Genomic DNA, 19,591 nt, shown 5'->3' on the forward strand with positions numbered 1-19,591 from the left:
ATTGTATAATATGGATCTGTTGGAGACGCTTAGGAGGAGGGCTGTGGTGGGGCACAGGGGCTACCCAGCTAGGGAGCTGGAAAACACCCTACAGTCGATAGAGGCAGCCATCGCCCACGGCGCCGACGCCGTCGAGGTAGATGTACAGGTTACGGCAGACGGCGTGGCTGTGTTAAGCCACGACGACACTCTGGAGAGAACCTTCGGCCTGCCGCTTAACGTCAGACAGGCGGCGTGGGAAGAGGTGAAGAAGGTGGAGAGGGGGAGGTACCGCGTCCCAACCCTAAGAGAGGCGCTGGAGCTTGTGGCAGAGCGCGTCGGGGTGTTGGTGGAGGTGAAGCACCCAGAGGATGCCCACATAGTGGCTAGAACAATCAGGGAGGCGGGCGCCGCCAGATGGACGGCCGTCATAAGCTTCCACGAGGAGGCGCTTAGGGGGGTCGACCTCTACCGGGGGCTCATATACGCAAAGCCCCCGGGCCGCGTCGTCGACGCGAAGAGGCTCGGCTGCCATATAGTGCTCCCACACCACGCCCTGGCCACGGAGAGGGCTGTGGCTCTAGCGCACAAGATGGGTCTCTACGTCGTGGCGTGGACGGTGAACAGCCCAGCGACGGCAAGAAGGCTGTGGGAGATCGGCGTCGACGGAGTGGCCACAGACGACGTTGAAAATATAAAGGCGGTTTTGAGTTAGCATCCGGTGATGTGTGGGCGACCTCGCCCGAGGTGTGAGGATTTTGCCGAGTGCTGACCGCAGTCCTCTAGCGGCTCCACCGAGACAACCTATATATAGGGCTGGGAATGAGGGGGCCATGGGGTGGCGGAGGCTCTAGCGTTGTCTATCTTGTCTCTCCTAGCTACCTTCGGGAGGATGGCTCTCGCCTTGGTTTTCACGGTGGCTGTGGCATACGCCCTGGCCTATGCCATGTGGAGGTCGAGGCGTGTCGAAGCTGTGATGTTGCCGGTGTTGGACGTCATGCAGTCGGTGCCCGTGCTTGGCTTCTTCCCCATCGCGCTGTATATATTCGTCTACTTCGTCCCCTGGATCGGCGCCGAACTCGCGGCGCAGTTTCTGATCTTTACATCCATGGCGTGGAACATGATCTTCGGCATATACCAGGCCTTTAAGACGTTGCCCCGGGAGCTCCTCGACATGTCGCGGGTATACCTAAACGAGAGGCTTGAGCTCGCCCACGTCTTTCTGCCGGCGGCTCTCAGGAGCGTCTACTACAACGCCGCGGTTTCTTGGGCAAACGCCTTCTTCTTCATCACAGCCTCCGAGGTGATTACGCTGGGCACCGAGGTGAAGCTCTTCGGCATAGGGAGCTTCGTGGTAGACGCCTTCGAGCGAGGCGACACCACAGCGGCCTACGTCGGCATCGCGGTGGGGGTTGCGGGAAACGTCGCTTTGTACTTCCTCCTCTGGCGGAGGCTCATGAGAGACGTGCCGCAGCCCCCATCTGCGCTGGCCGAGATCTTCACGCCCTGGATTAAACACGGCTCACACGCCGTGTTTGCCTCCGCGGCGCTTCTGTTGGCGGCGGCCCTCTACTACGCCATGCGGAGCCCGCCCCCTCCGGCTACTGGGTTGCTGGAGGGCTTTGCGCAGTCTCTCGCCAGCGTCGCCCCGACGTCGGCGAGGGTGCTTGCGGCACTTGGGATAAGCGCCGCCGTAGGGATAGCCGCCGTTGCGCTGGTCGTTAGGAAGCCAGAGGCGGAGACCCCCATCTTGCTCGCCCTGTCGGCCCTCTCCTCGGTGCCGGCGGTCTTTCTATACCCACTGATTGGGTCTGTGGCACGGGGGGAGGCCCTCGCGGTGGCCCTCCTCCTTCCAGGCAGCATCGTCTACACGGCGTTGAACGCCGTGGCGGCTTGGCGCGATGTGCCTCGTGATTTCGTAAAGGCATATGGCGTTCGAGGCGCCGTCTACTACGTCCACGTCCTTCTACCCGCCGCGTTGCCGTACCTAGTCACCGGGTTGTTGACGGCTTGGGGAGGGGCTTGGAACGCCACGATAGTCGCGGAGCCGCTTGCCGACGTGGCCGGCTTAGGGGCCTACATGACGCAGGCCGCCCAGGCGGGTAACACGCCCGCGTTGGCGGCCTCGGTGGCGGTGATGAGCGCCGTTGTCATAGTGGTCAACAAGCTCGTGTGGAGGAGGTTGTACAATCTGGCGTCGCAATGGCACTCATAGAGGTAGAGGGGGTGAAGAAGAGCTATGGAGAGGTCGTTGTTTTCAACGGCATATCCATGGCTATAGAGAAGGGCGAGTTCGTGGCTCTACTAGGGCCTTCGGGGTGCGGCAAGAGCACGTTGCTGAGGATGTTGGCCGGCCTTGAGAGGCCCGACGCCGGCGTCGTGAAGTTCAGAGGGGAACCCATCAGGGAGCCTCGGCGCGAGATCGCGCTGATGTTTCAGTTCCCCAACCTACTGCCCTGGAAAACGGCGCTTGACAACGTGGCTCTCCCGCTGGTGGCCCGGGGGATGAGCTGGGGCGAGGCCCGAGAGGTTGCGGCGAGGTACCTATCCTTCGTGGGCCTCTCCGGCTTTGAGGAGGCCTACCCACGTCAGCTGTCGGGCGGCATGCAGCAGAGGGTTGCCCTTGCGAGGGCTCTAGCTGTGGAGCCCGAGGTCCTCCTCCTGGACGAGCCATTCTCGGCGCTCGATCCCCTCACCGCCGAGAGCCTAAGGTCTGAGCTTGTCAAGATGTGGCACGACAACCTCACTACCATCCACACGATGGCGATGGTGACCCACTCGGTGGACGAGGCCGTGTATATGGCCAACAGGGTGGTGGTGTTTAGCCCCCGCCCGGCGAAAATCGTCGCGGATCTGAGGATAGATCTGCCATACCCCCGCAACAGGAGGAGCCAAGAGTTTCAGAAGTACCTCGACCAGATATACGCCTACATCTAGGACGGCACCACCCACTGCCCGTCGTCTATCTCCACCAGCTGGGCGAAGACCGCCCAGTTCAAGATCCTCCTCACGCCCCTCTCGTCGTAGCCGTACTTCCGGAGGAGCTCCTCAACCTCCTCCATGCTCACCCTCTTCGCTTCGGCCACCCTTCTCACCAAGGCGGTGAAGGGCTCGACTCTCTGTAAAACATCTCTGAGGTACCTCTGGAGCTCCCTAAGCGGCTTCTCCACCGCCGCCTTGCCGCTCTCCGTCAGCAACAGATCGCCGCCGCTGGACCTGAGGAGACCCAGCATCTCTGCCGCGTCTATGACGTGGGATAGATCCCCAAGGTCGGCGTCTACGGCGTCGTTGACATGCATGGCGTCGACCCTGCCGCCGAGGTTGTGGACGACCTTCAACAAGCCGAGGACTTGGTCGACGGCGACGGCAGGAAATTTCACGGCCGTAGATGGAAGTTGAAATTTAAACTTTGTCCACCGTGGCCTTCGGCTTGCCGCTTTTCTTCACCGTTCAGCACTCCGACCTCGTCGTCACGCGTAGCGGTCAAGGTTCTCGACGGCCTCGGCGAAACCCCTCCTCTTGAGCTCCTCCACGTCTCTCTTGTCGTACTTATGTACGATGTCGCCCTTCTCCTTGTCGAAGTCCCAGAGGGCCACCACCACGTAGTCGCCCGCCTTAAGCCACAGCCTTCTCCTGAGTCGCCCCGGGAGGCGGGCCACGCGGATCTGGCCATCTGCGCAGATCACCTTGAACCTCCCGTCGCCCAGCATCTCAATCACCTTGCCCAAGACCTCCCCCTCGCCAGGTGTCCGAAACTCAGACATAGCTGACGTTTATACACCGCTTTAAAAACGTTCACTTCAAATTAATATACCGGTTCTATAGTCCACGTGTTTACTTACTACCTGAGGTGCGAAGTGGAGAAGGCGAGGGAGGCGATAGACGGCGACTACAGGGTGGTGGAGCTGGGGGGCGCGGTTAGGTTAGTGGACAGCTTCGTCGCGCTTTACTCCGGCGATCTGCCCCTCTGCATGTACAAAAGCTGGAGGATGACGTACACAGACCCCGCCCAGTTCGGGGTCACAAAGGCCGAGGTCCTCCTTAGGAAAGACGGCGCCGTGGTGAGGTTGGTGAGGCCAGACGAGAAGGTGGGTCTTCCCGAGCTCGTCGAGGGGTCGCCCTTCGTGGTACATGCCATGGACGTCAACGAGGGCGGGGTCATGTACCGCGTCTTCCGCATGGGGGGATACGTGGAGCTCGCCGGGAAGGGGATCGCCGGCGGGATAAAGGAGGCGTTCCACCCCAAGAAGGGGGTAAACATCGTAATTGTGGACCTCCCCATCGCGCCGAAGTTCCAACACCTACTGGAGGAGGTCTTCGACCTAGCGAGGGAGCACTACGTGGAGCTCCACACCACCATGATCTCAGACGTGTGCCCCCTCTGCGGGGGGAGGATGGAGAAGCGCGGCAGACTCGTGAGGTGTCCCACGTGTAAGATCCAGCTGAACAGAGACGTCAACGCCGTCTGGGCGCTTGCTAGAAACATCGTGAGGCGGCTGGGCCGCGAGCAACAGCTGGCCGAGCTACGGGAGATCTTCCGCCTGTACTACCCAAACGTATAAAAGCTCGGCCCGACGCGTCGACATGCGGCTTCTCCTCGTTACAGATGTCCACGACGGGGTGGACAAAATAAAGGCGTTGCGCGGTAGCTACGACGCCGTGGTAGCGGCCGGCGACTACACATATAGGAGGACAATGGAGGCGGCGGTGGAGGCGCTGGAGGCGCTGGCCCAGATAGCGCCGGTGTACTTCGTGCCGGGGAACACGGACCCGCCGGAGTTGGCCGCCTACGAAAAAAGCTCGATAGTGCCCCTCCACGGGAGGACCCAGAGGCTCGGCCCCTACATCCTAGGCGGCGCCGGGGGTAGCCTCCCCACTCCCTTCAACGACCTCTTCCGGGTGTCGGAGGAGGAGCTGGAGGCCATCCTCAGATCTCTAGACCCCACGCCGCATATCCTCGTCGTGCACAACCCCCCGCGCGGCCACCTAGACAGGGTGGGCGGGGTGAGGCCGGTGGGTAGCGTAGCTGTGAGGAGGTACATAGAGGAGAAGCAGCCCCTCCTCGCGGTCCACGGCCACATACATGAGGACAGGGGGATAGACCTTCTGGGAGACACCATATTGGTCAACCCCGGCCCGCTGAAGGACGGCTACTACGCCGAGGCCCTCCTAGAGGGGCACAAGGCGACTGTGTGGCTTAGGAGCCTTTAGGCTGGCGCTGCTGGATCTCCAGCCCCATCTCCTTCAGCTGCCTGTTTAACATCTTGAGCATGGTCTTGACGTCGATCTCCACGACGCGCCCGTCCGCAATCTCGAAGTGAATCCAGTCATGCGGCACCCTCATCCTCCTCGCGCGGGCTACCCTCATCCGCCTCACGTAAAGCCCCATCTCCTCCAGGTTGGGGTCCACCTCGATCTGCACTATGACGTCTGCCAGATGCTCTGCGGTGGCTAACACGCCGTATACCTCCTCCACGTCTGTGTGCGCGGTCGCCACCACGATGGAGGAGGTGTATTTGGCAAAGATCTTGAAGGCTCTGAAGAGCTCCAGGGCGGAGCCGGGGCTCCTCATCAACACCTCGTTGAGCGAGTCCACCACCACGACCCCGCCTCTGAAATCCGCCGAAAACTCAGCCAGCTTGTTCAAAAGCGCAAAGGCGTCAGGCGTCTCCAACCTGTGTTTAGCCGGGGGCTTAAGCTTCGAAAAACGCTCGTTGGGCGCCGCGAAGCCGTCCACCACGATGACGCCGTCGGCCGGCGCCCCCCTCCTCTTCACATCCTCCAACACCTCGTCAGCCATGGCGTCGATGGAGAAGAAGAGTATAGGCGCCCCCGACTTGGCCGCCGAAGCCGCGATGGAAGTCGCGATAAAGCTCTTCCCAACCCCGAGGAACCCCTCCACGAGGACGAGGTAACCCGGGGGGATTCCGCCGGGCATCAACTCGTCGAGGGGATCCACCCCCGTCTTAAAACCCATGTATACAGCAGGGGCAGAGTTAATAAAGGTATCCCGCGGCTCTGGAGTGAATACCCAGGTGGTGAAGCCCTTTGACCCGTGGCGGAACCCCCTCTGCACCTGCCCCCCCAAGTACGGCCTTAACCCATACACCGGCTGCGGCCACGGCTGCCTCTACTGCTACATCACGTCCTATATACCCAACGCCTTCAGCCCAAGGCCCAAGGAGGGGCTGGCCGAGAGGGTAAGGAGAGATCTGGAGAAGATACCGAGAGGCGCCGTGGTGGCGCTGTCCAACTCCTCAGACCCCTACACGCCCCCCGAGGCCACTCTGGGGCTGACAAGAAAGGTGCTCCACATCCTCCTCGAGAGAGGCTACCGCGTGTTGATAACCACCAAATCCCCCCTAGTCCTAAGAGACCTAGATCTCTTCAGGAGGTACAGGGGGAGGGTGGTCGTTCAGATAACTATTACTACCCTCCGGAGCGATGTGGCCGCCGCCCTAGAGCCCGGGGCCCCCCAGCCGGCGGGGAGGCTGGAGGCCGTGAGAAGGCTCTCAGCGGAGGGCGTGCCGGTGGGGGTGAGGCTGGACCCCATTGTGCCGTATGTAAACGACGGCGTTGAAAATATAGAAGAGGTGGCAGCCGCGGCCGCAGGCGCGGCCCAGCTCGTGGCCAGCACCTACAAGGCCAAGCCGGACAGCCTCGCCCGCCTGAGGAGGGCCTTCCCGGACAAAGCCCCCCTCTGGAGGCGGCTCTACTTCGAGGAGGGGCGGTACTTCCACGGCCAGTGGTACGCCGCCGAGAGCTACAGGCGGAATGTCCTCGAGCTAGCCGCCGCGGCGGCTAGGAGACACGGGCTTCAGTTCACCGTATGTCGCGAGGAATTCACAGATTTGAACACCCCCGGCGCCTACTGCGACGGTAGCCACCTACTCGCCGAAGTTCCACAGGAGGAATAGACAAAGGCGGCGTTCCGCCCGTGGAAGAAAGGCATTCCTTAAAAACGGCGGGGGCTCCGCCGGCTATGAGGTGGATCCCAATACTGGCGCTGGCCGCCATAGCGATGGCGGCCAACATGACCGTCGTGACAACGCCGTCTGGAAACATACACATAACGTATGTAGACAACGGTACACAGATAGTAATAAACATAAACAACAATAAGGTAATCACGGCGAACATAAAGACAAACGTGTCAATAGCCGGGGAGCAGTACTACCTACACATCGTCGGCCAAGCCAAAGGTCAGTTCTCCAACGCCACGATAAAGCAGCTTCTAGCCCTCCTCAACCAGACGGGCCAGCCCAGGGTGGACAGCCTTATACAGGCCTTCAAGCTGTTGGTAAACAGCAACGAGACCCAGAGGCTTAAGGTAAATGCGATGTTGACCGCCGCATCGTTAAACAAGACCGCTCCCAACGCCACATACCTCAAGATGAAGCTGGAGTACGAGCTTGAGAGGAAGCTCTCCAAGCTCAACGGGACGCTGACGAGGGAGAAGGAGTGGGAGATAAAGATGATAGCCGGCGACCTCAACAAAACAGCGGCTCTGCTCTCCGCAATAGCCGCGAGGCTAGAGAAGTACAACATAAGCGATGCAAAGACCTTGCTCGCAGTGGCCCAGCAGCTCACGCAGATCTCCAACAAGGTGGAGGAGCTGGAGATGTACATAAACGGCACGAAGGTGGAGATAAAGTTCGACGAGAACCACTACAAGATAGAGATAGGGAAGGAGGAAGACCACAAGACAAACCAACACGACGTAGACAAGAGCGGTGAGAAGGAGGAAAAGGCAAAGGAGAAATCAGACGACGAGAGGGACAGTGGCGGCAAGTCCTTAGAGCAGAAAGGAGACGTGAAACAGTCCAGCGGCGGTGAAGAGAAGAAGGACAAGTCCGAGGAGAAGAAGGACGAGAAGGGTAAGTCTGAGGACAAGAAGAAGGACGAGAAGGACAAGTCCGAGGATAAGGACGACAAGGAGAAGAAGTCCAGGGACTAAACCAATTTATTTTTCCGGTTTTCAAGCCGGCATGATTTGGGTGCTCCTGCTTTTCGCCAACGGAACCGCGCTTATGGTCTTCAACGCCACTGTGACAGCCGCCGTGTTTAACGTCACCTTGCCGGCGCAGCCGCTGTCGGCTCCCGTGGTGGAGCTAGACAGGGTCCCGGTGCCGGCCCTATACGACGGGAGTAGGGTGTCGGTCGTCACCGGGGGGCGGGGACTCGTCACGATAAGGTACGTCCCTAGGGTTGTGGACGTAGGGGGGCTCCCGGCGGTGAACATCACCACCAGCGACGTGGTGGTGGTGTGGGCCAACGGCTCGCTCCTCGTGGCGCCAAGCGTCAAGATCCTCAACTACACCAGGGTCGACAAATCCCTCATAATTGTGACAAGGGGGCCCGGCTACATCGCCTACGCCATCCCCCGCCAAGTTAGGCAAAACAACACGCCGCCGGCGCAGCAGAACGGCACAGCTACGCAGCAGACTGCCACGGCGGCTCCCACGACTCAGCAGCCCGTGACCGCCACTGCGTCTGCCACGCCGGAGACCCAGCGGCAGCAGCCGTCCACTACGCCTACGTCTGCGGCACCGTCTGCCACAACGCCGTCTGTCCAAACGACCGCGCCGGCCTCGACGCCTCAAGCCGTGCAGGAGGCGGGCGGCGGCCAGCTCCTGCTAGCCGCCGCGGCGGGCGTTGCGGCTGTGGCGGCGGCGGTGGCGGCACTTGCGGCGAGGAGGGGGAGGGGCGACGCGGAGCTTGGAGATGTGGATAGGAGGATTCTGGAGTACGTGAGGCAGTCGGGAGGCGCGTACGAGGCCGACATCGCCAGGGATCTGGGGATACCTCGCACCACCGTGTTTAGAGCTGTGAGGAGGCTGGCGGAGCGGGGTCTCGTGTCTCTGGAGAAGAGAGATGGGAGAAACTGGGTGGCGCCGGCTGGCTAGACTTTTAATATAGATCTCAACGCGGCTAGTGGCTCTGCCTATACGGGACGTAAACCCAACTTCGACGTTTCCCCTGGTCACGAAAGCCCTCGTCTTCGTCAACATCGCGGTGTTTATATACGAGCTCATGCGGCCCGAGGTGGTGGACCAGTACGCCTTCGTGCCCGCCCTGGCGTGGGAGGAGCCCTACCGCTGGGTCACCCACATGTTTCTCCACGGCGGCCTCCTCCACATAGTCGGCAACATGATCTACCTCTGGGTCTTCGGCGACAACGTGGAGGATCACTATGGACACGGGCGTTTCCTAGCCCTCTACCTCCTCTGGGGTCTCGTTGCGGCGTTTACCCACTACTGGGCCTCGGCGGCGCAGGCCTCCATGTTGGCCGCCGCGGGGCCCTTTGGCAACCCCATGTACATGCCCGCGGTGGGGGCGTCGGGGGCGATCAGCGGCGTCCTCGGGGCCTATATGGTTCTCTTCCCCAGGGCCAGGATACTGACCCTGGTCTTCTTCGTGGTTATCACGCTGGTGGAGGTCCCAGCCTGGGCCTACATAGGCTTCTGGTTCCTCTACCAGCTCTTCTACGGCTTCACGGAGCTGGTCACCCTCCAGGTGAGCGGGGTGGCCTACTTCGCTCACATTGGCGGCTTCGTGGCGGGGGCCGCCACGGCGCTGGTGTACAGGCGGAGGAGGCGTGAGTACTACTGGTGGTACCCCACGCCCTGGTGACGCCTGAGGCTGGAGGTAGTTGAGCAGGGTGGGTCTGCGGGACGGCGGCGAGGCGGCTCTAAGCATCTTGACCCCGCGCTCGCCGAGGATGAACACGGCGCGTGTCTTCGCCCCGCCTCTCCGGGCCCACCTCACCACCCCCAGGGCTTGGGCGGCCTCGAGGACCGCCGGGGCGTCCTCCCCCCATATCTTGTAGAAGTCCCAGAAGGAGGCCTCGCCGCCTAGCTCCGCCACCAGCTCCGCGGTTTTCAACACGTCGCCTAGCCGTACGAAGCCGCGCGGCACATCTCTCCTCTGCTGTGGGTAGATATCTGCACCGGTGATTCAAGGCGCCTGTGGGGGAGTAGGCTGAAACTACCTCCTCTGTGCCGCCTCCCCCCTGGATAGGGCCTGCTCTATGGACTCCAGCTTCCTAACGGCGTTGGCGCAGTGGAGAATATATATAGTTGTCCCGTTGACGTTTACGGACTTTATATATCCGTTGTTTTCAAGCCAGAAGAGGTGCCACTGGGCGGCCCCCCAGCTTATCCCGAGGTCCTTCACCACTTCGCCCACAGTGGTGTACCCCTGGCTCGCTATCTTCCTAAGGATCTGGACCTTCGTGTTGTCCAGCACAGATGCGCCAGATTCCCCACTTATATGTTTTGCGGGGATTAAGTTTATATTAAGCGAGGCGGAGGTAGATGCCCCTGGCGTGGGGCGTCGAGGCGCCGCGTGGGCGGCTGTGAAAATGCCCCCTCCAAGGGGCGGACATTTATAAGGGAGTCCCCGTCAATCCGTATGGACGTCGTGGGGTTGCGATAACCGCGGTCTTGGCTCTGGCGGCGGTGCTCCACTTCGTCTGGCCCTACCTCGCCAGGAGGGGCGGGGCCTACAGCACATCTAGCGCCGAGGCGGCCCGTTGGGCCTTTGCCAGGGTGGGGATCGCCGGGAGGAGGGTCTACGACTTGGGCTGCGGCTATGGGCGGGTGCTGGCTTTAGCTAGGCGCATGGGCGCCGAGGTTGTGGGGGTTGAGATAGACCCAGTTAGATGGCTCATATGTCTTCTGAGGTGCCGCTGCAGGGTTCTGCTTGCCGACATGTTCAAGGTCGATGTCTCAGACGCCGACGTGGTCTACATCTTTCAGTGGCCCTCAGTAAACGCGCGCCTGTCGGAGAAGTTCAGGCGTGAGCTGAGGCGCGGCGCCTACGTAGTTTCGTACATGTGGGAGGTGCCTGGCCTGGAGCTGGTGGAGCAAAGCCCCGAGCTGAGGGTCTACATATATAGGGTCTAACTATTAAAACTGGAGGCATCTCTAGGCCATGAGCGAGCTCTCGCGGTTCTTCATAGAGCTTGGGGAGAGGTGGCAGAGGAGGTGGAGGGAGGCCCGGGTTTTCGAGCCTGAGCCGGCCCCCGGCGTCCCGAAGTATTTCATCACGGCGGCCTACCCCTACCCCAACGGGGCTATACACATCGGCCACGGGCGCACCTACCTGGTGGCCGACGTCATGGCCAGGTTCCAGAGACACCTCGGCAGATCTGTCCTCTTCCCGATGGGCTTCCACTACACAGGGACGCCTATACTCACAATCGCGGAGGTGATCGCGGCGGGAGACAAGGCCGTCATGGAGGAGTACATGGAGCTGTACGGCGTCCCCGAGGAGGAGATCAAGAAGATGGGGGACCCCCTCTACCTCGCCCGCTACTTCCACGGCCAGTCCAAGAGGGCGATGGAGAGGTTCGGCCTAAGCATAGACTGGACTAGGGAGTTCACCACAATAGACCCGGAGTACCAGCGCTTCATCCAGTGGCAGTTCGAGAAGCTGAGGAAGAAGGGGCTGATCGTGAGGGGGAGACACCCCGTGGGCTGGTGCCCAAGGCACTCGATGCCGGTAGGAGCTCACGACACCAAGGACGATAAGGAGCCCGACATTGGCCAGTGGACGCTGGTGTATTTCACGGACTCGGAGGGGCTGACCTTCCCCACGGCCACGCTTAGGCCGGAGACGGTGCTGGGCGTCACCAACCTCTGGATTAACCCAGACGCCGAGTACGTGGTGGCCGAGTTCGACGGGAGGCGTGCCGTAGTCAGCAGAGACGCGGCGTACCGCCTCTCCTTCCAGGTGGGGGTGAAGATCTTGAGGGAGGCCAGGGGCAGGGAGTTCGTGGGCCGCATGGTTCAGAACCCGGTGACCGGGGAGTGGGTGCCCGTATACGAGGCCCGGTTTGTGGACCCCAAGGTGGGGACCGGCGTTGTGATGTCTGTGCCCGCGCATGCGCCTTATGACTACGCCGCGCTCCGCGACCTAGGGACCGTGAAGCTGATCCCGCTGATAAGGGTGGAGGGGTACGGCGATTACCCAGCTAAGGAGGTCGTGGAGAGGATGGGGATAAAGAGCCAGGCGGACCCTGCCTTGGAGGACGCCACCAAGGAGGTGTATTCCGCGGAGTACGCGAGGGGCGTCATGAGGGAGGACGTCGCGGAGAGGGTGGGCGCCCACCTGGAGGAGCCAGCCAGATCGATGTTGCGCGCCGTGTTTAAGATGTACTTCGCGGGCAGGCCCGTGAGGGAGGCTCGGGAGTTCATAGCCAGATGGCTTACGGAGGCCCGCCTCGGCGGCGTCATGTACGACATAATGAACAAGCCTGTCTACTGCCGCTGCGGGACGGAGATCGTGGTTAAGGTGTTGGAGGACCAGTGGTTTATAAATTACGGCGAGTCCAGATGGAAGGAGGCAGCTAGAGAGCTTGTGAAGGAGATGTCCATCGTGCCGGGGGAGGCCCGGGCGCAGTTCCTCGCCACGATAGACTGGTTGGACAAGAGGGCGTGTGCCAGAACTCGCGGCCTCGGCACGCCGCTTCCCTGGAGCTCGGGTTGGGTGATAGAGAGCTTGAGCGACTCGACGATATATATGGCGTTTTACACGGTGGTGAAGAGGATCAGGCAGTTCGGCATAAGGCCGGAGCAACTGACGGAAGAGTTCTGGGACTTCGTCTTCTTGGGCCAGGGCTCGGCAGATGAAGTATCTAAGAAGACGGGGGTGCCGGTTGAGGCCCTCAAGGCCATCAGAGAGGAGTTCGAGTACTGGTACCCCCTGGACTCTAGGAACTCCGGCAAGGATCTCATCCCCAATCACCTGACCTTCTTCATCTTCAACCACGTGGCCATATTCCCCAGGGAGAAGTGGCCGCGGCAGATCGTGGCCAACGGCTGGGTGCTTAGAGAGGGCGAGAAGATGTCGAAGTCCAAGCGCAACGTCCTACCTCTTGATAGAGCGGTGGAGATGTACGGCCCGGACCCGCTTAGGGCCACCCTGGCTCTCGCCGCCGAGGTGGAGCAGGATCTGGACTTCAGAGACGCCGAGGCTAGGAGAAACGCCCAGCAGCTGATGTCCATATATACGCTGGCGCAGAGGCTTGTACAAGGCGCCGAGGAGCGGCCGCCGACGTGGGTAGACCAGTGGCTTGTGGCTGAGATCTCCAGGGTGTTGGAGAGGGCTAGAGAGGCCTACGAGAAGGTGAGAGTTAGGCAAGCGGCGGTGGAGGTGCTCTACAACGCCAAGGCGGTCTTCGACCAGTACCTCGCCATGGTGGAGAAACCATCTAGGCAGGCTGTGGAGGCCGCCAAGGCGTGGGCGGTGGCGATGGAGCCCCTCGTGCCGCATCTGGCCGAGGAGCTCTGGGCTACCCTTGGCGGGGCTGGATTCGCGGCGCTGGCTCCCTGGCCTAAGCTGAGGGCTGAGCCGGCGGCGCTTCTCGCGAAGAGGTACGTCGACATGTTGATTGAGGACGTGAAAAACATACCGGCCTTTGGCCAAGGGGCTAAGCGCGTCGTGATCTACGTCAACAGGTCCTTTGCCTGGGTTAAGGCGGCTTTGGCGGGAGATGTGAAAACGGTCATAGGCGCGGGCGTGCCGCCTCAGCAGGCCAAGAAGGTGGTTGACTTGGTAAAAACGCTGGGGGATGAGATGAGGGGGCTCATAGCCGCCGTGGATCACTTCGACGAGCTAGAGGCGCTTAGATCCTACAGGAACTACGTCGAGAAGGCGCTCGGGGCGCCGGTGGAGATCTACGGCGCAGATGACCCAGCGGCGCCGGATCTCGGCGGTAAGAAGAGGGTCGCCCTGCCTTTGAAGCCGGGCATCTACGTGGAGAAGTAGGCTAGGCGCGGCAGAACATCCCTCCTGAACTCGTCGAAGAGCTCCTTTAACACCTCCTCGTATCTGGCTTTGCCCACCTCTATGGCGTCCATGTGTTGCTCAATGAGGCGCGTCCTCTCCTCGGACACGAGGCTTCCGAAGTTCTCCCTTAGGAAGTGGTATATCTCCGCCCCCCTCTTGGTGGGTATCATCAGCTTTCTGCGTCCGGCGACGTAGACGTAGTACCTCTTGGCTAAGACCTGGAGTATCCGGGCGTAGGTGCTCGGCCTCCCTATGCCCCTCTGTCGCATCAACGCCAAGACGTCCGCCTGCGAGAGTATCCTCCTAACAACGCGGTACCTCTTCACGGCTACGTCCAGCGTTCCCGTGGGGAGCTCGGGCTCAACCGCGGTCACCGGGTAGAGCTGTTGAAAGCCCTGGCTTACGATGTCGACGGCCCTCTCTATCTCTAGGACGTGTCCATCTATCTCCACGGCGTATTTCGCCACTTTTACAACGCTGGGCTCCATCTGGCTGGCGATGAACCTCCTGAAGATCAGATCGTATAGGAGGTAGTGGCTCCTCGTCATCTGCACCGCCAGCTGTAGCACTCCTGCGTTGACGAGGCCCCTCAGCTCCTCAACGTCTATCGGCCTAGTCGGCCTAATAGCCTCGTGGGCCCCCTCGGCCGCCTCCCCCCACGGCCTAGGCCTAAAGGCCGCCTCCCCGAACCTCTTGGCTACGTACTCCCTCGCTATGGCTATACCAGCCGTGGAGACCCTTGTGCTGTCTGTACGGTGGTAGGTGATGAGACCGCTTTCGAAGAGCTCCTGCGCGATCCTCATGGCGTAGTCCGCCGAGAAGCCCAGCTTGTTCACCGCGTCTCTCAACATCTCGTCTGTGGTATAGGGCGGGGGAGGGTTGACGGCTCTCTCCTCCTCGCCGGTCTTCCTAATGGCAACTCTCTTCTTCTTCCGCAGAACCTGGAGAACGTCGCCGGGTATCTGCAGTCTTAAGTCGACGTCGTCCAGCTGGAGGTCTACGTTGTAGACCCTGTTCCTCAGCGATTCCTCGTAGGTCTCCACAACCCAGCCCAAGACGGGGGTCTGGACTCTGCCGGCGGAGAGGTTCTGGTTGCTGAACTTGGCCTGCAGTAGCTTGCTGAGCCCAAAGCCCAGCCATCTGTCCTCGACCCTCCTCACGATCTGCGATTTTACCAACGGATAGCTCACGCCCCTGGGGTTGGCCAGGGCGTTGAGCACGGCCTTCCTAGTCACCTCGTGGAACTCCACCCTTCTTATGTCCGACACGTAAGGCCGCAGGCCCAGGTAGAGGTCGAAGGCGATCTTCTCGCCCTCCGAGTCGGGGTCCGTGCCGAGAAGCACAGTGTCGACCTCAACCGCTATGTTCCTAATGGCCGACAAAACGTCGAGGGGTCTGCAGTCCGCGGGCACATCTGCGTCGTCTACGTAGACCGCCCCGCGGCATCTCCAGATCTTGTTGTAGACTGGGATAAAACCCTCCTCTTTCACGATAACCGCGTACTCCTCGGCGTCGTAGCCGTCATGTTTAAGATCGCCGAACCATTTGGCCAAGACGGCGCGTTGAGCGGGGTCAACCCTCTTGAGGGACGTGGGTAGCTCGTAGATGTGGCCCAGCGACGCCGTGACCATAAGCACGGCATCTCCCGTCGAGACCTCATATATCGGCACGCCGTCTGCGATAATTAAGCTGGGCCGCCCGAAGAAGTTGGCTATCGTCCTAGCCTTGGTGGGGGACTCCACGATCATCAACACGGTCTTTAGAAGGTCGACTCCTCTCGCCGCGGGGCTGACCCTCCCCTCCATTATGTCCCTTATGGCCCTCCTGTCTTTATCCACCTCCTCGAGGACTGCGCCTAGATCCACCTCGTTTATGTGTTTAAACTCCGCCTCGTCGAACCTGAGCTTGAGCTCTCTCCTAAGCGCTTGAAACACCTTCTGGTCGTCCACCACCACAACGCTGAGGCCTTTGGAGAGGCCACCGGCGTATAGACGAGACGTCCTCCCGCTCCCCTGTATATACGTGGTGACGTCTGGCACCAAGACGTAGAGCTCCCCGTCGATATACGCCAGCTTAACCTCCGTCGAGGTCTCTATAGCCCGCCGTATGTCCTCCCTCGCAAGGAGTCCGTTTACGAACTCGACGGCGGACTTCACCACATCCACCGCGTGTCTGTCGAAGCCCGTCAGCTCGGCGCCCTCAGCCGCCTTCTTCAGAGCCTCTTGTACGCTTAGGGCGTAGGGGGCCAGCCTCCGGAGCTGGCCGATGAGCCTATCGGCCCTGTATCTCGCCTCGCCGGCTAGGACCGACCTCACGTTGTAGAGAAAGGTCAAATAGGCCGGTATGGAGAACTCCTCCAGCCTAACCCTAAACCGGAACTTAGGCACGCCGACGAAAACCACGTACCTAATCACGTGGGGTAGATCGATGCCTCTCACTAGGGCAGACCGCGACGAGCCCAGCCCCACGAGGGCCGCCACCTCGCCGCTTTCAAACCTCTCCAACACGCCGCGGCGCGGTCTAAAGAAGTGCTCTACGGCTAGCCCCTCCTCCCTAGCCTTCGCCGCCACCGCCATGCCCAGCTCTCTATCTTGGACATACACAATGCCCCCCGGCCCCAGCCTCCTCAGAAGATCGATGGTCTGTTGCACCACGTCGTGCGCCGCCTCGACGTATAGATCTACCACGTTGCGCAAGCCCTCGGCTCTGCCTCCGACGTCGAAGCCCAAGATCTCCCTAAACAGAAGCAGACGGGTGGTCCTCCTGGCCTTAGCCAAGGCGCCGGACGCTATAAATACGCCCAGCTTTAAGCCTCTGACAGCCTCCTGGAGCTTCGCCCTAAGCGACGCCAGCTCGCGCTCCAAGCGCTCCGCCTCCTTGAGATCGCCCGCCACCTCCGCCTTCCTGAGCTGCTTGGCGAGGTTTATGGCGTCTAACGCGGTTTTCAACACCTCGTCTGAAACCCCCAGCAGACGGAGGATTCTGTCGATGTTTTTGCTCGTGGCCCTCAGTATGCTATCTACGTCGTCAGCCGCGACGAAGTCGAACTTGTATCTGCTCAATAGGTCGAACCTCCTGGGCAGGAAAGCCGACGTGACCACCAACACGTCGAAGTCTCCCCGCTCCACAGCCGCCAGCGCCTCCTCCCTCTCCTTCTCCCCCAGCAGGGAGTGGTAGGCCACCACCCTCACGTTTAACCCAGCTCTTTCGGCGAATCCCAGGAGCTTCCTATGTGCTTGGTGCGCAAGGGCGGAGGTGGGGAAGATCAAGAGCGCCCTCCGCCCCCTCCCCGCCATATACAGCGCAGATACAAGCACGAAGGTCGTCTTCCCGGACCCCGTGGGGGCCACCACGGCGAAGCTCTTCCCCCTCACCAGCCTCCTCGCCCACAGCCTCTGGGCCCCCCACATCTCGTACCCCACGACCCTGGCGAAGAAGGACGAGAAGTCGGAGTACTCGCGGAGGTAGTCGGCGACCCACGAGAGCTCCCTCAGAGCCCTCCTCCTCCGGAGGGCCTCCACAACCTCCCTCAGCGACGCGGCCCTGGGCTCCTTCGGCATACACTCGCGGCAGGGAAGGCCGGCGGCTAGTCTATCGGAGGTTATAGGCCCGCCGCAGTTGGGACAGCTGTGAAGATATACGACGTATGGCAAATCCACGCGAGGCGGTGATCTGAGGGATAAAAAGGTTTGGGGGAGGAGAAAGTATATATAGGCGGCCGTGGGGGGACAGATGGAAAAGATAGCGAACTGGGTAGACGCGTTCAACAACATAGCGAGGAACGAAAACAACTTCCACAGCTTCCTCATAGAGAGGGGCGAAAACTCCCTCGACGCAACGTTGACCCTAGAGGAGGTGGGCCACGTCGGGGGGTGCATAGGAGGCGCCTTCGCCGCCGCGACGCTGACGATGAGGGAGGGAAAGGCAACGCTTGAGATCTCCACCGGGAACTACAGGAAGTGCCCGACAGAGGCGGGCTACGTCGCCGACTACGCCAAGACGTCGGTGGAGAGGCTGGATCTCGGAGGCGACCCGGAGCTCATCAGCTATGTAAAATCCCTCAAAAACGAGGGCGACTTCATCGCCCTCCTAGAGGCGGTGATCCAAAGCGCCGCCTCTAGCTAAACGCCTTTTTAAAAACCTCCACAAACCTCCTGTAGGTCTCGTCGCCGTAGAGAACGACGAGAATCCGCCTCACTCTTTTCAGAGATGGGGCTACCTCCCTAATCGCGGCCGCCATCTGACGCGCCGCCTCGTCGTAGGGACAGCCGAACACCCCGGTGCTTATCGCTGGAAAGGCGATGGAGACGAGGCCCAGCTCCTCCGCCTTAATAAGGGCGTTTTTAACGGCCTCGGCCAGCTTCTCTATAGGCTCGGCCCCGCACCGAGGCCCAACGGCGTGGATGACGTACTTAGCCCTCAGCCTCCCCGCAGAAGTCACAGCGACGCCGCCCACGGGCACGGGCCCGTGCCTCCTCACCCACTCCCTGCTCTCCTCCTGTATCACAGATCCCCCCTTCCTCACTATGGCCCCGGCTACGCCTCCGCCGTGTTCTAGAAAGGAGTTAGCGGCGTTGACTATGGCGTCCGCCTCAACCTCCGTTATATCGCCCTTCATCAGCGAGATGGCGACGCCCCCCACCGCGAAATCCATAGTACACAGTGGCCAGAGGTTTTAAAGATAGTGGGCCCGCCGGGATTTGAACCCGGGACTTCCCGGTTATGAGCCTTACGCTGGACCAGCCCCGGCTGGGCCAGGCCCATGGGCGCTCTGCCGGGCTAAGCTACGGGCCCCGTCACAGATGTGACAGCGGTTTTTAAGTTTTTCCCTCCAACAATATATGTCACAGACGAGGCGAGCCCATGGCTGTAAGGTTCAAGGTGGAACGGAAAACCGAAAGCCCGGACTCGGCTTGGGCAAAGATGTCGGACGTGGAAAATATGCCGAGGTACTGGGGAGGACACAGGGAGGTGAAGATCTTAGAGAGGCGGGGAAGCCTGCTTCTGGCGCAGGTCAGATTCGCCTTCCCAGGCCCCCTCAACAAGGCCATGGCCGAGGTCTATATAGACGGCGGCAGAAGGGAGGTGGTCATGCGGTATTTGAAAGGTCCATTCACAGGCACCGTGGTGAACTACGTGAGAAACAACGTAGTCGGTAGCATCTGGGACGTCCGCCTCCACCCCCTCTTCAGAATTGCAAAGCCGTGGATAGAAAACCATTTTAGAAAGGGGGTAGAACACGCGGTGGAGCAACTGACGCAGACATAAAACCAACGCGGCCGGGGCCTCCAGGCGGCGTATGTACACAGGGCGGTTAGGACAGCGCCCCCGGGGGACCCCGCCCGTGGGCGTACTGTAGGGGACACCGCCGCTTTATGTTACGAGGTCTAGGGCAAATTTTGTGATTTTCCAGGGGTCGAAGGGGCCTTCGGGGTAGTGCGGCTCTCCTTGCCGGGTTTGCTCCAAGGCCTCCTTGGGGCCGAGCGTGGCGCAGACGGCCTCTCCCGAGGCCGCTGAGATGGTCAGCGCCTCTCTTATCTGGTCCCTTCTGCTGAGGAACATCAAGGCGGATATGTTGGGGTTCCTCGCGGGGCCTCTCCAGTGGTAGGCGTAGTACATCGCCTGCGCCAGCTCAAGCCAGTGGGCGAAGGCATCGGGTTTTACGCAGATGGTTAAGGCCCCGCCGGGGGACTCGAAGGAGGGGGTCTGCGTCTTCTCCACCCGGAGGCAGAGCTCCTCCCCGCAACGCATCAGAAGTTCCATATTCGGTGTCCGGTATACTTGGTTTATATGCGTAAAGGGCGTAGGGGAGAAATGC

20 protein-coding genes and 1 tRNA gene are annotated in these 19,591 nt (G+C 61.0%); 13 read left to right on the forward strand and 8 right to left on the reverse strand.

Translation table 11 applies throughout. The annotated features are described in order from the left end of the window. Window positions 1–10: 10 nt before the first annotated feature. The 3 genes from TNEU_RS00940 to TNEU_RS00950 all read left to right on the forward strand — a co-directional run bounded on the left by TNEU_RS00940 (window position 11) and on the right by TNEU_RS00950 (window position 2,916). Window positions 11–694: a glycerophosphodiester phosphodiesterase gene (locus tag TNEU_RS00940; RefSeq protein ID WP_012349565.1), complete on the forward strand. Its 684-nt coding sequence runs from the start codon at window positions 11–13 to the stop codon at window positions 692–694. Window positions 695–817: 123 nt separating this feature from the next. Further along, a complete protein-coding gene (locus TNEU_RS00945) occupies window positions 818–2,194 on the forward strand; it encodes an ABC transporter permease subunit (RefSeq protein WP_012349566.1) in 1,377 nt (458 codons plus the stop codon). Further along, on the forward strand, window positions 2,182–2,916 hold the full coding sequence (locus TNEU_RS00950; RefSeq protein ID WP_012349567.1) for an ABC transporter ATP-binding protein: 735 nt from the start codon (window positions 2,182–2,184) through the stop codon (window positions 2,914–2,916). Before TNEU_RS00945 ends, TNEU_RS00950 begins: the two co-directional genes overlap by 13 nt. On the opposite strand, the gene TNEU_RS00955 is transcribed toward TNEU_RS00950, so the two are convergent. Further along, complete coding sequence (locus TNEU_RS00955) at window positions 2,913–3,359, reverse strand: AAA-associated domain-containing protein (RefSeq protein ID WP_012349568.1); 447 nt, start codon at window positions 3,357–3,359, stop codon at window positions 2,913–2,915. The genes TNEU_RS00950 and TNEU_RS00955 overlap by 4 nt on opposite strands. A 90-nt stretch (window positions 3,360–3,449) precedes the next feature. After that, on the reverse strand, window positions 3,450–3,743 hold the full coding sequence (locus tag TNEU_RS00960) for a translation initiation factor aIF-1A (RefSeq protein WP_012349569.1): 294 nt from the start codon (window positions 3,741–3,743) through the stop codon (window positions 3,450–3,452). A 66-nt stretch (window positions 3,744–3,809) separates the two neighbouring features. Between TNEU_RS00960 and TNEU_RS00965 the strand changes: the two genes are divergently transcribed. Both TNEU_RS00965 and TNEU_RS00970 read left to right on the forward strand, forming a co-directional pair. Beyond that, the gene (locus TNEU_RS00965; protein WP_012349570.1) at window positions 3,810–4,541 is read left to right on the forward strand and encodes a zinc ribbon domain-containing protein; all 732 of its coding nucleotides are present in this window, start codon (window positions 3,810–3,812) and stop codon (window positions 4,539–4,541) included. Between the two features lie 22 nt (window positions 4,542–4,563). Next, complete coding sequence (locus tag TNEU_RS00970; RefSeq protein WP_012349571.1) at window positions 4,564–5,190, forward strand: metallophosphoesterase; 627 nt, start codon at window positions 4,564–4,566, stop codon at window positions 5,188–5,190. Here TNEU_RS00970 and TNEU_RS00975 read toward each other — a convergent pair. Next, window positions 5,177–5,956, reverse strand: coding sequence for an RAD55 family ATPase (locus tag TNEU_RS00975; RefSeq protein ID WP_012349572.1), 780 nt, complete (start codon window positions 5,954–5,956; stop codon window positions 5,177–5,179). The two genes, TNEU_RS00970 and TNEU_RS00975, sit on opposite strands and share 14 nt — an antisense overlap. Between TNEU_RS00975 and TNEU_RS00980 the strand changes: the two genes are divergently transcribed. The 4 genes from TNEU_RS00980 to TNEU_RS00995 all read left to right on the forward strand — a co-directional run bounded on the left by TNEU_RS00980 (window position 5,955) and on the right by TNEU_RS00995 (window position 9,612). Beyond that, entirely contained in the window at window positions 5,955–6,896 is a 942-nt protein-coding gene (locus TNEU_RS00980; RefSeq protein WP_148682259.1) for an SPL family radical SAM protein, read from the forward strand. The two genes, TNEU_RS00975 and TNEU_RS00980, sit on opposite strands and share 2 nt — an antisense overlap. Before the next feature lie 65 nt (window positions 6,897–6,961). Continuing rightward, a complete protein-coding gene (locus tag TNEU_RS00985) occupies window positions 6,962–7,936 on the forward strand; it encodes a hypothetical protein (protein WP_012349574.1) in 975 nt (324 codons plus the stop codon). A 31-nt stretch (window positions 7,937–7,967) separates the two neighbouring features. Continuing rightward, window positions 7,968–8,885, forward strand: a complete 918-nt coding sequence (locus TNEU_RS00990) for a helix-turn-helix transcriptional regulator (RefSeq protein WP_012349575.1) — start codon at window positions 7,968–7,970, stop codon at window positions 8,883–8,885. 28 nt (window positions 8,886–8,913) lie between these two features. Further along, the gene (locus TNEU_RS00995; RefSeq protein ID WP_012349576.1) at window positions 8,914–9,612 is read left to right on the forward strand and encodes a rhomboid family intramembrane serine protease; all 699 of its coding nucleotides are present in this window, start codon (window positions 8,914–8,916) and stop codon (window positions 9,610–9,612) included. A 354-nt stretch (window positions 9,613–9,966) separates the two neighbouring features. Here the strand turns inward: TNEU_RS00995 and TNEU_RS01000 are convergent, their stop codons facing one another. Continuing rightward, complete coding sequence (locus tag TNEU_RS01000) at window positions 9,967–10,227, reverse strand: winged helix-turn-helix domain-containing protein (protein WP_012349577.1); 261 nt, start codon at window positions 10,225–10,227, stop codon at window positions 9,967–9,969. A 212-nt stretch (window positions 10,228–10,439) separates the two neighbouring features. Here TNEU_RS01000 and TNEU_RS01005 point away from each other — a divergent pair, with 212 nt between their 5' ends. After that, window positions 10,440–10,886 (forward strand): class I SAM-dependent methyltransferase, encoded by a 447-nt coding sequence (locus TNEU_RS01005; RefSeq protein WP_012349578.1) that lies wholly within the window; start codon window positions 10,440–10,442, stop codon window positions 10,884–10,886. A 28-nt stretch (window positions 10,887–10,914) separates the two neighbouring features. Beyond that, window positions 10,915–13,752, forward strand: a complete 2,838-nt coding sequence (gene leuS / locus TNEU_RS01010) for a leucine--tRNA ligase (protein WP_012349579.1) — start codon at window positions 10,915–10,917, stop codon at window positions 13,750–13,752. Here leuS and rgy read toward each other — a convergent pair. Beyond that, the gene (rgy, locus tag TNEU_RS01015; RefSeq protein WP_012349580.1) at window positions 13,737–17,432 is read right to left on the reverse strand and encodes a reverse gyrase; all 3,696 of its coding nucleotides are present in this window, start codon (window positions 17,430–17,432) and stop codon (window positions 13,737–13,739) included. The two genes, leuS and rgy, sit on opposite strands and share 16 nt — an antisense overlap. Window positions 17,433–17,505: 73 nt before the next feature. On the opposite strand from rgy, the gene TNEU_RS01020 reads away from it, so the two are divergent. Further along, window positions 17,506–17,898 carry a hypothetical protein gene (locus tag TNEU_RS01020; RefSeq protein ID WP_012349581.1) on the forward strand — a complete coding sequence of 131 codons (393 nt, stop codon included), beginning with the start codon at window positions 17,506–17,508 and terminating at the stop codon, window positions 17,896–17,898. Here the strand turns inward: TNEU_RS01020 and TNEU_RS01025 are convergent. Then, a complete protein-coding gene (locus tag TNEU_RS01025) occupies window positions 17,891–18,427 on the reverse strand; it encodes an ADP-ribose-binding protein (RefSeq protein WP_012349582.1) in 537 nt (178 codons plus the stop codon). The two genes, TNEU_RS01020 and TNEU_RS01025, sit on opposite strands and share 8 nt — an antisense overlap. A gap of 31 nt (window positions 18,428–18,458) precedes the next feature. Continuing rightward, window positions 18,459–18,567: transfer RNA gene (locus tag TNEU_RS01030), tRNA-Ile, on the reverse strand. A gap of 69 nt (window positions 18,568–18,636) precedes the next feature. On the opposite strand from TNEU_RS01030, the gene TNEU_RS01035 reads away from it, so the two are divergent. Next, on the forward strand, window positions 18,637–19,041 hold the full coding sequence (locus TNEU_RS01035; protein WP_012349583.1) for an SRPBCC family protein: 405 nt from the start codon (window positions 18,637–18,639) through the stop codon (window positions 19,039–19,041). Window positions 19,042–19,146: 105 nt separating this feature from the next. On the opposite strand, the gene TNEU_RS01040 is transcribed toward TNEU_RS01035, so the two are convergent. Then, on the reverse strand, window positions 19,147–19,536 hold the full coding sequence (locus tag TNEU_RS01040) for a hypothetical protein (protein WP_012349584.1): 390 nt from the start codon (window positions 19,534–19,536) through the stop codon (window positions 19,147–19,149). Window positions 19,537–19,591 lie beyond the last annotated feature (55 nt).

The organism is Pyrobaculum neutrophilum V24Sta (assembly GCF_000019805.1).
GTDB lineage: Archaea > Thermoproteota > Thermoprotei > Thermoproteales > Thermoproteaceae > Pyrobaculum > Pyrobaculum neutrophilum.

What these genes read in the sequence shown, in the direction of transcription:
- TNEU_RS00990 (WP_012349575.1), top strand. Translation starts at nt 7,968, where the DNA reads ATGATTTGGGTGCTCCTGCTTTTCGCCAACGGAACCGCGCTTATGGTC.
- TNEU_RS00960 (WP_012349569.1), bottom strand. Translation starts at nt 3,743, where the DNA reads ATGTCTGAGTTTCGGACACCTGGCGAGGGGGAGGTCTTGGGCAAGGTG.
- TNEU_RS00980 (WP_148682259.1), top strand. Translation starts at nt 5,955, where the DNA reads ATGTATACAGCAGGGGCAGAGTTAATAAAGGTATCCCGCGGCTCTGGA.
- TNEU_RS00985 (WP_012349574.1), top strand. Translation starts at nt 6,962, where the DNA reads ATGAGGTGGATCCCAATACTGGCGCTGGCCGCCATAGCGATGGCGGCC.
- leuS (WP_012349579.1), top strand. Translation starts at nt 10,915, where the DNA reads ATGAGCGAGCTCTCGCGGTTCTTCATAGAGCTTGGGGAGAGGTGGCAG.
- TNEU_RS01025 (WP_012349582.1), bottom strand. Translation starts at nt 18,427, where the DNA reads ATGGATTTCGCGGTGGGGGGCGTCGCCATCTCGCTGATGAAGGGCGAT.
- TNEU_RS01040 (WP_012349584.1), bottom strand. Translation starts at nt 19,536, where the DNA reads ATGGAACTTCTGATGCGTTGCGGGGAGGAGCTCTGCCTCCGGGTGGAG.
- TNEU_RS00940 (WP_012349565.1), top strand. Translation starts at nt 11, where the DNA reads ATGGATCTGTTGGAGACGCTTAGGAGGAGGGCTGTGGTGGGGCACAGG.
- TNEU_RS00950 (WP_012349567.1), top strand. Translation starts at nt 2,182, where the DNA reads ATGGCACTCATAGAGGTAGAGGGGGTGAAGAAGAGCTATGGAGAGGTC.
- TNEU_RS00975 (WP_012349572.1), bottom strand. Translation starts at nt 5,956, where the DNA reads ATGGGTTTTAAGACGGGGGTGGATCCCCTCGACGAGTTGATGCCCGGC.
- TNEU_RS00970 (WP_012349571.1), top strand. Translation starts at nt 4,564, where the DNA reads ATGCGGCTTCTCCTCGTTACAGATGTCCACGACGGGGTGGACAAAATA.
- TNEU_RS01020 (WP_012349581.1), top strand. Translation starts at nt 17,506, where the DNA reads ATGGAAAAGATAGCGAACTGGGTAGACGCGTTCAACAACATAGCGAGG.
- TNEU_RS01035 (WP_012349583.1), top strand. Translation starts at nt 18,637, where the DNA reads ATGGCTGTAAGGTTCAAGGTGGAACGGAAAACCGAAAGCCCGGACTCG.